General features: G+C 34.5%; 16 protein-coding genes and 1 tRNA gene. 6 read left to right on the forward strand and 11 right to left on the reverse strand.

Features of this window, described 5'->3' with window-relative positions; translation table 11 throughout:
- Positions 1 to 28 precede the first annotated feature (28 nt).
- From fahA to DFQ03_RS16595, 4 genes are all read right to left on the reverse strand, one after another.
- Positions 29 to 1264, reverse strand: coding sequence for a fumarylacetoacetase (fahA, locus tag DFQ03_RS16580; RefSeq protein ID WP_133674363.1), 1236 nt, complete (start codon positions 1262 to 1264; stop codon positions 29 to 31).
- A gap of 153 nt (positions 1265 to 1417) precedes the next feature.
- Positions 1418 to 2578 (reverse strand): homogentisate 1,2-dioxygenase, encoded by a 1161-nt coding sequence (locus DFQ03_RS16585; protein WP_133674364.1) that lies wholly within the window; start codon positions 2576 to 2578, stop codon positions 1418 to 1420.
- Positions 2579 to 2653: 75 nt separating this feature from the next.
- Entirely contained in the window at positions 2654 to 3784 is a 1131-nt protein-coding gene (hppD, locus tag DFQ03_RS16590) for a 4-hydroxyphenylpyruvate dioxygenase (protein ID WP_133674365.1), read from the reverse strand.
- A gap of 64 nt (positions 3785 to 3848) precedes the next feature.
- On the reverse strand, positions 3849 to 4955 hold the full coding sequence (locus DFQ03_RS16595) for a pyridoxal phosphate-dependent aminotransferase (RefSeq protein WP_133674366.1): 1107 nt from the start codon (positions 4953 to 4955) through the stop codon (positions 3849 to 3851).
- 120 nt (positions 4956 to 5075) lie between these two features.
- Between DFQ03_RS16595 and DFQ03_RS16600 the strand changes: the two genes are divergently transcribed.
- The 3 genes from DFQ03_RS16600 to DFQ03_RS16610 all read left to right on the forward strand — a co-directional run bounded on the left by DFQ03_RS16600 (position 5076) and on the right by DFQ03_RS16610 (position 6268).
- On the forward strand, positions 5076 to 5522 hold the full coding sequence (locus DFQ03_RS16600) for a MarR family winged helix-turn-helix transcriptional regulator (protein WP_133674367.1): 447 nt from the start codon (positions 5076 to 5078) through the stop codon (positions 5520 to 5522).
- A 104-nt stretch (positions 5523 to 5626) separates the two neighbouring features.
- Positions 5627 to 5700: transfer RNA gene (locus DFQ03_RS16605), tRNA-Arg, on the forward strand.
- Positions 5701 to 5836: 136 nt separating this feature from the next.
- Positions 5837 to 6268 (forward strand): BLUF domain-containing protein, encoded by a 432-nt coding sequence (locus DFQ03_RS16610; RefSeq protein WP_133674368.1) that lies wholly within the window; start codon positions 5837 to 5839, stop codon positions 6266 to 6268.
- Positions 6269 to 6323: 55 nt separating this feature from the next.
- Here DFQ03_RS16610 and DFQ03_RS16615 read toward each other — a convergent pair whose 3' ends face one another.
- Together DFQ03_RS16615 and DFQ03_RS16620 are read right to left on the reverse strand one after the other, a co-directional pair.
- The gene (locus tag DFQ03_RS16615) at positions 6324 to 6863 is read right to left on the reverse strand and encodes a hypothetical protein (protein WP_243834529.1); all 540 of its coding nucleotides are present in this window, start codon (positions 6861 to 6863) and stop codon (positions 6324 to 6326) included.
- A gap of 38 nt (positions 6864 to 6901) precedes the next feature.
- A complete protein-coding gene (locus DFQ03_RS16620) occupies positions 6902 to 7351 on the reverse strand; it encodes a DUF6789 family protein (RefSeq protein WP_133674369.1) in 450 nt (149 codons plus the stop codon).
- 207 nt (positions 7352 to 7558) lie between these two features.
- On the opposite strand from DFQ03_RS16620, the gene DFQ03_RS16625 reads away from it, so the two are divergent.
- From DFQ03_RS16625 to DFQ03_RS16635, 3 genes are all read left to right on the forward strand, one after another.
- Entirely contained in the window at positions 7559 to 7813 is a 255-nt protein-coding gene (locus tag DFQ03_RS16625) for a SemiSWEET family sugar transporter (protein ID WP_133674370.1), read from the forward strand.
- Between the two features lie 2 nt (positions 7814 to 7815).
- Positions 7816 to 8337, forward strand: a complete 522-nt coding sequence (locus DFQ03_RS16630) for a DUF421 domain-containing protein (protein ID WP_133674371.1) — start codon at positions 7816 to 7818, stop codon at positions 8335 to 8337.
- Between the two features lie 240 nt (positions 8338 to 8577).
- The gene (locus tag DFQ03_RS16635; RefSeq protein WP_133674372.1) at positions 8578 to 9021 is read left to right on the forward strand and encodes a response regulator; all 444 of its coding nucleotides are present in this window, start codon (positions 8578 to 8580) and stop codon (positions 9019 to 9021) included.
- A gap of 175 nt (positions 9022 to 9196) precedes the next feature.
- Here DFQ03_RS16635 and DFQ03_RS16640 read toward each other — a convergent pair whose 3' ends face one another.
- From DFQ03_RS16640 to DFQ03_RS16655, 5 genes are all read right to left on the reverse strand, one after another.
- A complete protein-coding gene (locus tag DFQ03_RS16640; protein ID WP_133674373.1) occupies positions 9197 to 10192 on the reverse strand; it encodes a helix-turn-helix transcriptional regulator in 996 nt (331 codons plus the stop codon).
- Positions 10183 to 10344, reverse strand: a complete 162-nt coding sequence (locus DFQ03_RS18895; protein ID WP_166637490.1) for a hypothetical protein — start codon at positions 10342 to 10344, stop codon at positions 10183 to 10185. Before DFQ03_RS18895 ends, DFQ03_RS16640 begins: the two co-directional genes overlap by 10 nt.
- Positions 10345 to 10463: 119 nt before the next feature.
- Positions 10464 to 12395, reverse strand: a complete 1932-nt coding sequence (locus tag DFQ03_RS16645; protein ID WP_133674374.1) for a sensor histidine kinase — start codon at positions 12393 to 12395, stop codon at positions 10464 to 10466.
- 130 nt (positions 12396 to 12525) lie between these two features.
- On the reverse strand, positions 12526 to 12966 hold the full coding sequence (locus DFQ03_RS16650; protein WP_133674375.1) for a response regulator: 441 nt from the start codon (positions 12964 to 12966) through the stop codon (positions 12526 to 12528).
- 37 nt (positions 12967 to 13003) lie between these two features.
- A complete protein-coding gene (locus tag DFQ03_RS16655; RefSeq protein ID WP_133674376.1) occupies positions 13004 to 13537 on the reverse strand; it encodes a helix-turn-helix domain-containing protein in 534 nt (177 codons plus the stop codon).
- Positions 13538 to 13649 lie beyond the last annotated feature (112 nt).

A 13649-nucleotide genomic window follows, 5' to 3' on the forward strand; every position in this document is an offset into this window, starting at 1 on the left:
TATAAACTTCTAGTGTGAATTGTATTAATTATTTACTAGGTAAAATGGTTCCGGTTACTTGTCCGAATCCTACACGCTTACCTTCTTTTTCTGCGAAACCTCGCATGGTCACGGTATCATTATCTTCAATAAAAGTACGTTTGCTACCATCTTTTAACTCGAACGGTTTTTTACCGCCCCAAGAAATCTCCAGCAATGATCCATATGAGCTTTCATCTTTTCCTGATATGGTACCCGATGCCATTACATCACCAACATTTACATTACACCCATTTACGGTATGGTGCGCCAATTGCTGCATCATATTCCAATACATGTATTTAAAGTTTGAGCGACTAATTATGGTTTCTTCCGATGCTTGCGAAGCCATGCCTACTTCTAAATGAATATCATAATTATGCTTTCCTTCTATTTCTAAATAAGAAAGTACAGCCGGTTGTTGCTCCGGACCCTGTACCTTAAATGGTTCTAAGGCTTCTAGGGTAACGATCCATGGTGACATAGATGATGCAAAGCTTTTTCCTAAAAACGGACCTAAAGGCACGTATTCCCATTTCTGAATATCGCGGGCAGACCAGTCATTGAACAGTACTAATCCGAAAATATGTTCAGCAGCTTCTTTTATGGAAACGCGTTCGCCCAGTTTGGTACTTTTACTTATTACGAACCCCATTTCCAATTCAAAATCCAAACGATTGGATGCCTGAAAAACAGGTGCTTCCATATCATTGGTTTTTACTTGCCCCATTGGTCTGTGAATATTAGTGCCGCTCACCACAATTGATGATGCACGACCGTGATACCCTACCGGAATATGCCTCCAATTGGGCAACAATGCATTTTCTGGATCACGGAACATTTTTCCCACATTGGTAGCGTGTTCTATACTGGAATAAAAATCCGTGTAATCTCCCACCTGTATCGGCAAATGCATTGTTGCATCTTTCTGCAATACAAAAACTTCTGTGTGATTCTTCAGCGGAGAATTCTCAATTACCAATAGCTTCTGAATATCTAACCGCACTTTATTGGTGGTTTTCTTTCCTAACGCGATAAACTCATTTAAGGTTTTCTGCCTAAAAAAAGTAGCATCTACGTCTAACAAACCCAATTCTGACACTGCTGCCAAATCAATGATCTGCTCACCAATGGCAATCCCTGCTCTTGGGGCATCTGCATGTAAAGAGAAGATTCCAAAAGGAAGGTTATAGATAGAAAAATCTGAGTTATTGGGTACTGAGACCCATGTATTTAGTTTTTTCAAGCTTTTTCATTTAAATATTCTAACCAATCTAGCCTTCGACTGCGCCCTCCTAACGGCGGACAAGCTCAGGGTGACAATATCAATTCAATTAAACAACGTCTTCCAATAGCCAGACAAGCTCAAAATGATATTCTACTAAAATCAAAAATTACTTTATTTATCCAACCACGATTTATAATAGTCGCCATCGTCTAATTTTAACGCATTTTCAGTAACCATTAAAGGCTTGAAAGTATCAATCATAACAGCAAGTTCTTCTGATCCTTTTTGACCAATGCTTCGTTCTGCAGCCCCTGGGTGCGGACCGTGGGGTATACCTGCGGGATGCAATGATATATTGCCTGGCTGCACTCCGTTTCTACTCATAAAATCGCCGTCAACATAATACAGCATTTCATCTGAATCTATATTAGAATGATTGTATGGTGCCGGTATGGACTGCGGATGATAATCATACAACCTTGGTACAAAAGAACAGATGACAAAGGCATTCGTCTCAAATGTTTGATGCACTGGTGGCGGCTGGTGAATTCTACCGGTTATAGGTTCAAAATTGTGAATGGAGAATCCGTATGGGAAATTATATCCATCCCAACCAACAACATCGAAAGGATGCCCAACATATACCATTTCATGCATAACCCCTTGCTTTTTTACTTTAATCAAGTGCTCATCAGTATCTGTAAAGGTTTCTAGATTTTGCGGCAATTTATAATCGCGCTCACAGAATGGGGAATGCTCCAATAGCTGACCAAACCAATTACGATATCTCTTTGGAGTATAGATCGGTGAATACGACTCGGCATACAAAATGCGATTGTCTTCACTATCAAAATCTATTTGATAAATTGTACCCCTGGGAATTATCAGATAATCGCCATATTCAAAAGGTATTTGTCCAAAAATGGTTCTTAACGTACCTGAACCTTTATGAATGAACAACATTTCATCGGCATCGGTATTCTTATAGAAATACTCTCGTAACGATTTTCGTGGTGCCGCTACACCAATAATTATATCTCTATTGACCAAAAGTGGCTCGCGCGCGGCTAAAAAATCATCTTGCGGCGAAGCGTTAAAACTCACTAGTTTCAACGAACGTATATTCTTCTCCAAAGCAATTTTAGGAGAAACGTCAGTACTCTTAACTATCTCTTTGACCATAGTTGGTCTGTTATGATGATATAGTAAAGAGGACATACCATCAAAGCCAATGGTACCGAACAATTGCTCTGAGTACAATTCTCCGTTTGGCTTTCTAAACTGCGTATGCCGCTTAGGTGGCAACGCTCCCTGCTTATGATAAATAGGCATATACGTTCGTTTTGCTAGTTACTACTATTTTATTAAAATTAAGCTATTCTGTGCTTGTCAAGAAATCTGTTGAACTTATAACGTTCCTCTTAATTCTTGCTCACGCTCAATAGCTTCAAACAATGCTTTGAAATTTCCTTTACCAAAGGAAGTAGCTCCTTTTCGTTGAATGATTTCAAAGAACATCGTTGGTCTTGCCTGTACCGTTTTTGTGAAAATCTGCAATAAATATCCTTCATCATCACGATCTACTAAAATACCCAGTTTTCTCAATGATTCGATATCTTCATCTATCTCTCCTACTCTTTCGGTCAATACATCATAATATGTTGTAGGTATCGTCAAAAACTCAACCCCTCTACTTTTTAAATCTGAAACTGTTTTTACAATATCATCAGTAGCTACTGCTATATGTTGTACACCTTCACCTTCGTAAAACTCCAAATACTCATCTACTTGAGATTTTTTCATACCAGGAGCCGGCTCGTTGATCGGGAATTTAATGCGACCGTTACCGTTACTCATTACCTTACTCATCAGCGCAGTAAACTCGGTAGAAATATCTTTATCGTCGAAAGACATAATTTGTTTGAAACCCATAACATTTGCGTAGAAATCTACCCAATAGTTCATTCTACCTTCGTTGACATTACCTACCATATGATCTACAAATTTTAAACCAGTAGATGTTGGTTGATAATCGCTTTCCCATTTTTGGTACCCTGGTAAAAATGTACCACTGTAATCTTTACGCTCCACAAAAATGTGAACAACCTCTCCATAAGAATAAATTCCAGAGGTAACTACTTTACCATCTTCATCCTTTTCTGTCTTAGGTTCCATATAACTTTTGGCTCCTCTTTTAACTGCTTCATTATACGCATAGGTAGCATCATCAACCCAAAGGGCAGTAACTTTTACTCCGTCACCATGCTTGTCAATATGCCTACCTACATCTGTACCACTTTTTAAAGGAGAAGTCAATACCAATCTTATTTTATCTTGTTCTACCACATAAGATTCAAAATCTCTACTACCGGTCTCAAGACCTTTATACGCCAATGATTTAAAACCAAAAGCTGTTTTATAATAATGTGCCGCTTGCTTAGAATTACTTACATAAAGTTCTAAATAATCGGTACCGTTAATAGGCATAAAATCTTGTGCCTCTTTGTGATCGTTTTGTGCTACTGTTGCTGTTGACATAGTTCTGGATTTTATATTTTTATTTCGTTTATTGTTGCTTCTGCAACATATATATTAAATTTTTTTATGCTGTTGTGGCTTGGGATTTCATCAATACCTCTAACGCTGCTAAAAGTGCTTTATTCGCTTCTCTTACTCCAAATGATATCCTCACCTTTCCCGGTGCTCCAAAATTACCTACCGGGCGTACCATAATACCACGCTGTTCTAAGAATGAAGTAAACTCCATATCATTAACAGGTGGATCTATTAGTACAAAATTACCCTGAGTAGGCCAGTATTTTATCTGTAAAGAATCAAGTCCGTTCAAAACAAACCTTCTTTCTTCCTTAACCAATGCTACGGTCTTGTTTACAAAATCTACATCTTCAAGTGCAGCAATAGCTCCTTCTAAGGCAGGTGTGGATAACAAAAAAGGCTTACAAATTCTACGCATGTAATTGCTAATTTCTAACGGGGCATAACAATACCCTACTCGTAAACCTGCCAAACCATAAGTCTTTGAAAAACTATTGACAGCTATCACATTTTTACCTTCTACCACAAAGGGTAAACCTGATGTGAAATCTTCAGCTTCAGCAAAATGTCTGTACACCTCATCTAACACCAATACTACATGTGCCGGTAATTTCTCAATGAAGCTTCGTAAATCTGCCATTGGAATATAATTCCCTGACGGATTATTAGGTGATGCAAGAAATACCAACTTTGTCCTATTTGTTATAGCCGCTAGAATTCCGTCTAAATTATAGTCGTAATTCTCGGTCATTGGAACATTGATCGCCTTTGCTCCCATCCATCTGGTAAAAGCAGTATAAGGCAAAAAGCATGGCTGACTAACGATTACCTCATCATCTTCGCTCAGGAATGCCTTTGAAATCATATCTATGATTTCTGAACCACTATTTGCGGTTATAAAATTACCTGCAACTAAAGCTTCCTCAAAATCTTTTACCAATGCTTCTCGCAATCTGATATCTGTATTATCTGGATAGAAACTTAAATCATCTAACGTATTAGCTAAAGCTTCTTTTACTTTTGGCGAATACCCTAACGGATTCTCATTAGAAGAAAGCTTGTGTACCGTAACACCATCGGGCATGACAATTTTCTTGCCACCACCTTTATATGTGCTGTCTTCTAATATATATTTCTTGAAACTTAGTTGCATATTTCTACTTCTTTTGACCAATTTATCCGTAGTAAATATACACTTTTTTTTAATTATTGTTGCACTAACAACAATATTAACAATAAACTCTGTTACTTTTGGAAGAATAACATTAGTATTATGGACAGGACGGAAGGATTCGGAGTATACATTGATCGCACGCTTAAAAAGGTTCAGAGTACTTTTTTACAAGTATTTGCAGAGAATAATATTGATTTGACTATTGAGCAATGGGTAATTTTGCAGCGTGTGCATCTAGAAGGCAAAGATGCGTCGCAGGCAGATATTGCCAAATCTAATTTTAGGAATAGGGCTACAACTTCTAGAGTTATTAGCGGATTATGTAAAAAAGGGTTTTTACGAAAGTCTCGATTTAGAGATGATCAAAAAAGATACAAACTTGTCATTACCGAAGAAGGTTCTGCACTCATACAACAGGCTATGCCATTTATTACCGACTTAAGAAAAGTTAGTACACTGGGTATCACAGAAGAAGAGTTTGAAATATTCTATAAAGTTCTTGATCAATTATGGGAAAATTTTGATCAATACGAAGGTCGCTCCTAGCAGTAATTTAGCAAATAAAAGAAATAATTAAATTTTTGTTGATTTTGGTTTTACCAGTCTATAAAAATCACTAAGTTTGCACCCACATTTGAAAAAATGGTGTCGGTCGCATAGCTCAGCTGGATAGAGCATCTGCCTTCTAAGCAGACGGTCGGAGGTTCGAATCCTCCTGCGATCACTCTAAAGCCCCTTTTAAGGGGCTTTTTTGTTTTATAGCAATTTCCACACCTTCTATTTATTCACTTGTTCAAGAAGTCTTTTTCATATTTTGACATTTTTATTATTTTTGCCCATTAAGACCAATTTCATTTTAGATGTATACATTGACTTATGAATCTGTTGCCACTAATAAGATTAACGGCGCAGCAATGGAAGAATTACTTGAAAAGGCACGTGTAAATAATCAACGTGATGATATAACAGGTTGCCTAATCTATTATCAAGGTCGTTTTGTTCAACTACTAGAAGGCAACAAAGCCAAAATAGAAGTGCTTTACGACAAGATTAAAATAGATCCTCGCCATAAAAATGTCACTCTTTTTTCTGATGATGAAACAAGCAAAAGAACTTTCCCAAATTGGGGAATGGCTTACTACCCTATCGATGAGAACAACACTAACAGATATGAGTATGAGCAATTCAAGAGAAACCTAATTCTAATGGCAGATCTTATTGAACCTACCAATGTTACTTCAAAACACTTTTGGAAGAAAATCAAAACAATGATTTCAGAACCACCTATGTAAACATTCGTTACACATACTATTCTAATTATTGGTCAAATAAAGAACTATTTAATATTCAACTAGCACCCTCTTCTTCACTTTGAATTAGAGGATGATCTGTTCTACCTAATCCGATAATTTTAATAATATTGATAATGGTGTTGTAAAGCATTAATACCACTACTATTAGTGCAGAACTCAATATAGCGCTTACTCCTATAGTTACGTAATAGATTACATCAAAGTAATTCTCTGGTATATTTTCACTTTCTGTGACCGGTAAATTGAATACTAGAAAAAATAGCAATGATGCTATAAAAATAGCCGTATCCAACTTTGCAATTTGCATGATATGCATATAGTGATCGCTCTTCAATTTTGAATTTGTACCCGAACTAACACCTAATAAGGTCAACATTAAAGCAAGAATGGTTGCCGATGCCAACACAATGGTATTACATAACGTATTTAAACCTGTGAGGCTAGATTTAATCAACACTTTAGCTTCATACCCACTTAGATTCCCAAGCATTAAAGTTCCCAAACCTATAAATGCCAAAGAAATGACTCCACCAATGATTGCCCGTTTTGTGTAACCTGAAATATTTATGTCCATTATCTAATCAGAAAAATTAATATTTAAAAAGTTTAACTTTAAACGTGCATAGCGAATCTTGCTAAGACCCAAGTAATGGTAACACCAAAGATCATATGCGCCACTACCAATTGTATAAAAAAGTATTTCCATTCTATTTTTGGCGGATTGTCATCATAACTGATTAAAAGAGACCATCCTGCAACACCAATTATTCCCAAAATGAATCCCAAGAACAACCCGGTCCATAGCGAAATATCATCAACTATATAAAAATTGTAGCAATACAATATGGCCGCCATACAAATGCCAATGGCAAAATGAATAATCCATCCGAGGTAATGGTTATCTCCGATACTTGAATTAACGGACTTCAAATTTGATATGAGTCCGTTCAACAAATGTGCCTCATTAAACTTGTTATCGGTAAGTGATTCTACCACATGGCTGAACCCGGTCATGATAGCGGTTCCCAAAATGCCAGAAAAAAATATCGCAAAAATCTCCATAACTGAATATTTAGTTCAATGGTTAGGGTATAGAAAATTAAATAAATTTTTGGCTTTGAAATACATCTAAAATGTATTGAACAAATAATAGTTTTTAATGGATTACTTTTTAAAATTAAACCCGCTTAAATTCCTTTATGTGAAAGATGACATGTTGTAATACCAATGAAGTAAAATTCTTTCGTATAACAAAAACCAATCGGATAAATGGAAGAAATTATAGGAATTCTAGCCGGAGTATTCACCACCGTAGCTGCAGTACCGCAAATATTTAGAGCTTGGAAAACCAAAAAGGTAGATGATGTTTCCCCTAAAATGTTTTTGGTACTTACCATTGGTGTGTTGCTATGGACCCTTTATGGTATCATGAAACAAGATGCCCCAATTATTATTACAAACGGAATTTCAACCTTATTAAATATCACAATGCTCGTTCTCATTCTAAAATTCAAAAAAAAATAAATATGAAAGAACTATTCAATACTTCATGGGAAACTGTAATGCTAATTTCTGCCAGTGCCATTGGTATTTACGTGGCAATAATTCTACTTACCCGAATTATAGGAAAGCGTAGTTTTTCAAAGATGTCCAGTTTTGACTTTGCCATGACCGTTGCCGTTGGGTCAATCGTTGCCACTACCATACTATCTTCATCGGTAAAATTGATCGAAGGTTTGGTGGGTTTAACAATGATTTATGTACTTCAAATAAGCATAGCTTTAGCTCGAAGAAATAAAACGGTTCAAAATATGGTGGACAACTCTCCGCTATTATTAATGGATGGCGAAAAAATTATATCATCTAACTTAAGAAAAGCAAGAGTTACGGAAGGCGACCTTAGGTCAAAATTAAGGGAAGCCCATGTAACCGACCTCAGTCAGATCAAAGCTGTAATTTTTGAAACTACCGGTGATATTTCAGTTTTACATAAAAAAGATGATTCACCTCTTGATTTATGGATTATGAAAGATGTAAAAAGAGATTAATCTATTTTAATTCTCATAATTCAACTGTTAATTTATACTAAGCATTCAGATTACTAGTTATTGATATGCTATAATATTAATCGATTGAATTCATGAATTTTAGGTTTTGAGCTATTTTTTAAACCAATCGAATTAGAGAATAGACCTCTTATTTTTTATCTTGCTGCTGGATTTTGATTAAAATTTTTAATTGAAATTTTCGTGAACAAACTTATTTAGAGTTTTAAATTATTAATTGCCATGAGCAAAAATTTACTAAATGTCTTCCTAGCTGATGATGATAGCGACGACAGAACATTCTTTTCTGATGCCTTAAGAGAGATCCCAATACAGACCAAGATTTCTGAATTTAATAATGGTGTAGATCTAATGGCAGGATTACTATCAGATACAGTAGAGATACCAGATGTTATCTTTTTAGATTTAAAGATGCCTATGATGGACGGATTTGAGTGTCTTGCAGATATTCGAGATCTTGAGAAATATGCTAATACCCCGGTAATTATCTACTCTACATCATACCACCCAAAAGAAATTATACGTTTAAACGAAATGGGTGCTTCTTTATATTTACAAAAACCTTCTTCTTATAATCAGCTTAAAACACTTTTACACAAATGTCTTCGCTATGTAGATAATTCTGAGCATAACAAGCCAGAAAGAGAATTTGTTATTTCTATTTAAGCCTATCTTTTACAATTATCATTTCTATTTATAACTCAATTATTCCTGGAATTTATATACCCAGTCTACTAGTCTTACTTAAGTCAGTTGTATTCAAATTTCTTTTTATCTAGTTGTATAAAACAAAAAAAGCCAGCTCTAAAGAGCCGGCCTTATCATTTTCACATATTATATCTTATGCTGAAAGCGATACATTTCTAATATTCATTAGGTATGCTTTTGGCGTACATTTAAATTTGTTTCTAAAGATTTTAGAGAAATAACTTCTACTTGTAAACCCTATAGAGTATACAATCTCTGAAATGTTCATGTCTGATGTCTGGATCAATTCTTCCGCTAATATCAATCGCTCGTTTCTAATGAAATTGGTTACAGTTGTACCTTCCATTACTTTAAAACCTTCTTGAAGTTTTGTTGGCGAAAGACCGTATTCTTTACTTAAATCGGTTACCGTATAAGGAAACTCTGGCTTTCTCTTGATAGCATTTACTGCTTCTTCAATTCTTAAAAGCTCTTTTTTTGTTAGCATTGTCGAAACCTGACCGCTATTCTCAATATCTTGCTTACAATGTAAAATCTCTAGTGCCAACGTAAAGTTCACAATACCTTCAATAAGCAGTTTTCTTACTAAACCTACCTGAGTAATTGATCTTATCTGTAATAATTGTTCTTTTATTTTAAGATTGAAAGTACCTATATGAGCGCTACCATCTTCATTTAAAAACGAAGCAAATAATTGCTCATACAATTCATTATTGTTAACATTCTTACTTAATGACTCACCATCTTGTGTAACCTTAATAATAGACAAGTTAGATTTTGTAGCCTCTCTAAGTTTAATATTAATAGTCTCATTAGAACCACCTATAACAACTGTCTGTAAAGCTTCAACTTTACTTATTTCTTTTCCTTTTGAAAATCTGAAACTACCTTCTAAACAATAAATAAAATATAGACAACGATTTTCATCCAACTTTAAATCGAAATTGAAATCATCGTTCAAATCTAAATCATATTCTGTATAAGAAATTCCTGATCCCAAAGAAACGGTCTGTATTCTACCTGTACCCTTATCGTTATCGTATTGAAGAATACGATCCCCTTGAAAACTAGAGATACTTCCCCCTAAAACATTATTGAAATGACTTAACTGATTATGGACTATTTGCATGATATATTATTTAGATGGTTATTATTTAATGAAGCCTCTTGTGCTTTAAAATTTTTGGAAAAACCAGGAGTACTATTCTGTACATTTAAAGTCTGGTCATAAGAATCTTTTCGTCTTACGTTACCTACTCTAGCATATTGAAGATTATTCATAAAGGCTTACATTTCTTGTTGATACAAAGATGCAGCCGATGCAGTGTAAATCTGTTACATCATTTTAAGAAGCTGTTACACAATTTTAAGAAGGCTTTCTTTAAAGCTATAAAAGCGAGCTATAATAGGGTAGGAAGGTAGACGATGAACTCTGCCCCTTTGTTCATTTCGCCTTTGGCCGTGATGGTTCCGTTATGCGATTGAACAATTTTTTTACAGATAGACAAGCCTAAACCAGTACCTGAAAATTCAGTTTTACCATGAAGCCTTTGAAATATTTCAAAAATTTTCTCTTGATACTTTTTTTCGAATCCTATACCGTTGTCGATAAATTGTAGCTTCACGTAATTTATATTTGGTAATAAGCCCTCTACCGCGCTTTTATCACCACTAACAATACTACCTATAATTTTAATGTTTGGCTGTACTCCTTCATTCACATATTTGAGTGAATTACCAATAAGGTTGGCAAATAATTGTTCTAATTGAAATTGAATGCCATTTACTACCGGTAAACTCACAGACTCTACTTTGGCACCTAAATCATTTATACGTTCACCTAGATCTTCAAGAACATTATTTAAAACATCATTAAGGTCTACTCGCCTAGGTTGCTCACCTACTTCATCTATTTTTGAATACGATAAAAGATTATTAATAAGGTTACGCATTCTATCTGACGAGTACTTTATTTTAGATAAGTAGCCTTGCGATCTATAATTTAACCGCCCTTCTTCTTCTTCATCTAATCGACTGACGAACATTTGAATTTTACGTAATGGCTCTTGTAGATCATGACTGGCCACACGGTTGAAAGCTTCTAAATCGGCATTCGTTCTTTTCAGTTCTGAATTCTTAATCTGCAATACCGACTCTGCTTCTATTTGCTTGGTAACATCTCTAATAACGCCTACCATATACCAATTACCTTCTTTTTGGTAACATTCACCAATGGTATTCATATATCGTAACTCCTTAAATTTAGTATATACACGAAAAACCAAGTCAGATTTAGACTTATTCTTTCTAGCCTCTTTAAAACTAGATTTCACTTTCTCAAAATCATTTGGATGTAAAAACGTGAGCAAGCGATCATATTTATTATCAAACTCATTAGGGTCGTAGCCAAACAAACGATATACATTATCAGAGTATTTTATTTGATCTTCGGCTAAATTCCATCTAAAACTACCAATATTCGCTACATGTTCAGCTTCTGACAACAGCCTGTTCTGTATAAACAACTGGGCTTCATATCTTTTCTCTTTAGTGACATCTTTAGAGAACAGAATGAGACCATCATTCATTTTAACTGCCTTGGTCGTTAACCAGACACATTCTTTATCAAAAATAAATTCTTTGGTGTATTCTTTATTTTCACCAGATGTATAACAATCTGCCAGAATTTCCAAAACTCCGTTCTCCGAGTTTTTCGGATAATACTCTAAAATAGTCTGGCCTTCAATAAATGCCGAATCATCTTTGGCAATTTCACCCATACGATTATTTATATAATCGATACGAAAGTCTTCAACATCGCCTTTCTTGTTAAAAATAGGTTTCAAGTAGCAAATAATACTGTCGTTACTATCTAAAACTCTTATACCAAAAAGATTAGAAATTTCAAGTTCCCTATTTCTAGATTGTGGTGTGCCTAACGGAAGCTTAGATTCTTTATCTGTTATAAACTTTGGCTTAATCAAGGATAAGGCAAACAATAGACCTTTATTAAACAATCTAATTCTAACATGATAATTAAGTATACTATCTGCTTCTTTAACAATGATATTAAAGTTCTCATCTTCTTCGGTTTTCAGAACTTTATTGGCCATAATAAGCAGTTCATCATATTTTACAATTACTTCTAAAGATTGATTTTCATTAGTATCATCTGAGATAGAAAAGAAACTTTGTGCTTTATGGTTCGCATACTTAACAAGATATTCTTTTGCATTTAAAGAATTAGGCTCGGATGACTCAGTGTATAATACAGCAGTGTCGGCTTTATCAACCATTGTTCTAAAAATATCATCTGCTAAATTATTTTTCATACTATTTCACTTTTCAAGCCTATGTTAAGGTACTACGAAATAACCGATTATAATATGACTTGATTGGTGCTAAAACAAAAAAAGTTGTTCCTAATGGAACAACTTTTAAGATATAACTTTGAAAGAGACCTTATATCTTTAATAAAAAATTCTCTTTCTTAAAATCATTTAAATGATATGCCCAGTTCATTTTTACCACTTGCTTTAACGACTTTTTAAGTTCACTAAAGCTAGAAGGTTTCTTTATATAAATATTGGCTCCTTTTTCAAAAGTTTCCTCAATATCTCTTTCCGCAGATGAGGTAGAGTAAATTGCCACCAATAAATCTTTTAAATGAGGTGTACGTCTTATTGCTTCTAAACATTCAAACCCATTCATAATTGGCATATTCAAATCTAGAAACACCAAATCAGGAGTATTATCAGTATCGGTCAATAAATATTCCATACAGCTTTTCCCATTCTCTAACTGGTGCAAATCGGTATTCAATTCGATTCCCTCCAATGCATCGGCAAAAAACTGTCTGTCGTCTTCGTCATCGTCAACGAGTAGTATTCTTAATTTATCCATTTTCACTTTACATGTATTGAAAGAAGAACCGTTCTTCTCACTTTTTTCTAAACTTAATATACTGGGTGATGGTTAACCCAGTTACCTTTTTAAATTGATTCGATAAGTGAGGTACACTGCTAAAATTTAAATCGTGAGCAATCTCACTTAAACTCGTATGCTCTAATAGCACTAAATCTTTCACTTTTTCAATGCGCACTAATATATAAAAATTCTCTATCGAGGTAAACGTTTTACTGGAAAATAGATTTGAAAGATATGGATAACTAAAACCCAATTGATTGGTAAGCAATTCTGAAATTTTTACATTTCTAATATCGCCCTCATAAACCATCTTCTTAATATAAATCTTAATTTCTTCAACGATATCTCGATTCTCTTTTGTTTGAACCTTTATACCAAAACCTTCAAGCTCTACCTGAATAGATTTAAGCTTTTCGTCACTTACATCTTCAGGTAACCTAAAGGTACCATCTTGCAACATTTCAAAATCAACTTCTGCAGCGATCATTGTTTTTCGAAACACTTCATTAACCATTTTTTCAGGGTTATATATGAAATTATATTCCATTCAATAAAAACAATTAATTTGCAGCATAAAAGTTTGTAAAACTATTATTTTAGAAAAACATTATATAACAAAATACAATAAAATATTACCACTTTTCAACCTAAGCCTAAAA

The organism is Maribacter caenipelagi (assembly GCF_004364175.1).
Lineage (GTDB): Bacteria > Bacteroidota > Bacteroidia > Flavobacteriales > Flavobacteriaceae > Maribacter > Maribacter caenipelagi.

Excerpts from the sequence above, each read along its gene's own strand:
- DFQ03_RS16585 (WP_133674364.1), bottom strand. The coding sequence starts at position 2,578 with ATGCCTATTTATCATAAGCAGGGAGCGTTGCCACCTAAGCGGCATACG.
- hppD (WP_133674365.1), bottom strand. The coding sequence starts at position 3,784 with ATGTCAACAGCAACAGTAGCACAAAACGATCACAAAGAGGCACAAGAT.
- DFQ03_RS16595 (WP_133674366.1), bottom strand. The coding sequence starts at position 4,955 with ATGCAACTAAGTTTCAAGAAATATATATTAGAAGACAGCACATATAAA.
- DFQ03_RS16600 (WP_133674367.1), top strand. The coding sequence starts at position 5,076 with ATGGACAGGACGGAAGGATTCGGAGTATACATTGATCGCACGCTTAAA.
- DFQ03_RS16610 (WP_133674368.1), top strand. The coding sequence starts at position 5,837 with ATGTATACATTGACTTATGAATCTGTTGCCACTAATAAGATTAACGGC.
- DFQ03_RS16615 (WP_243834529.1), bottom strand. The coding sequence starts at position 6,863 with ATGGACATAAATATTTCAGGTTACACAAAACGGGCAATCATTGGTGGA.
- DFQ03_RS16620 (WP_133674369.1), bottom strand. The coding sequence starts at position 7,351 with ATGGAGATTTTTGCGATATTTTTTTCTGGCATTTTGGGAACCGCTATC.
- DFQ03_RS16625 (WP_133674370.1), top strand. The coding sequence starts at position 7,559 with ATGGAAGAAATTATAGGAATTCTAGCCGGAGTATTCACCACCGTAGCT.
- DFQ03_RS16630 (WP_133674371.1), top strand. The coding sequence starts at position 7,816 with ATGAAAGAACTATTCAATACTTCATGGGAAACTGTAATGCTAATTTCT.
- DFQ03_RS16635 (WP_133674372.1), top strand. The coding sequence starts at position 8,578 with ATGAGCAAAAATTTACTAAATGTCTTCCTAGCTGATGATGATAGCGAC.
- DFQ03_RS16640 (WP_133674373.1), bottom strand. The coding sequence starts at position 10,192 with ATGCAAATAGTCCATAATCAGTTAAGTCATTTCAATAATGTTTTAGGG.
- DFQ03_RS18895 (WP_166637490.1), bottom strand. The coding sequence starts at position 10,344 with ATGAATAATCTTCAATATGCTAGAGTAGGTAACGTAAGACGAAAAGAT.
- DFQ03_RS16645 (WP_133674374.1), bottom strand. The coding sequence starts at position 12,395 with ATGAAAAATAATTTAGCAGATGATATTTTTAGAACAATGGTTGATAAA.
- DFQ03_RS16650 (WP_133674375.1), bottom strand. The coding sequence starts at position 12,966 with ATGGATAAATTAAGAATACTACTCGTTGACGATGACGAAGACGACAGA.
- DFQ03_RS16655 (WP_133674376.1), bottom strand. The coding sequence starts at position 13,537 with ATGGAATATAATTTCATATATAACCCTGAAAAAATGGTTAATGAAGTG.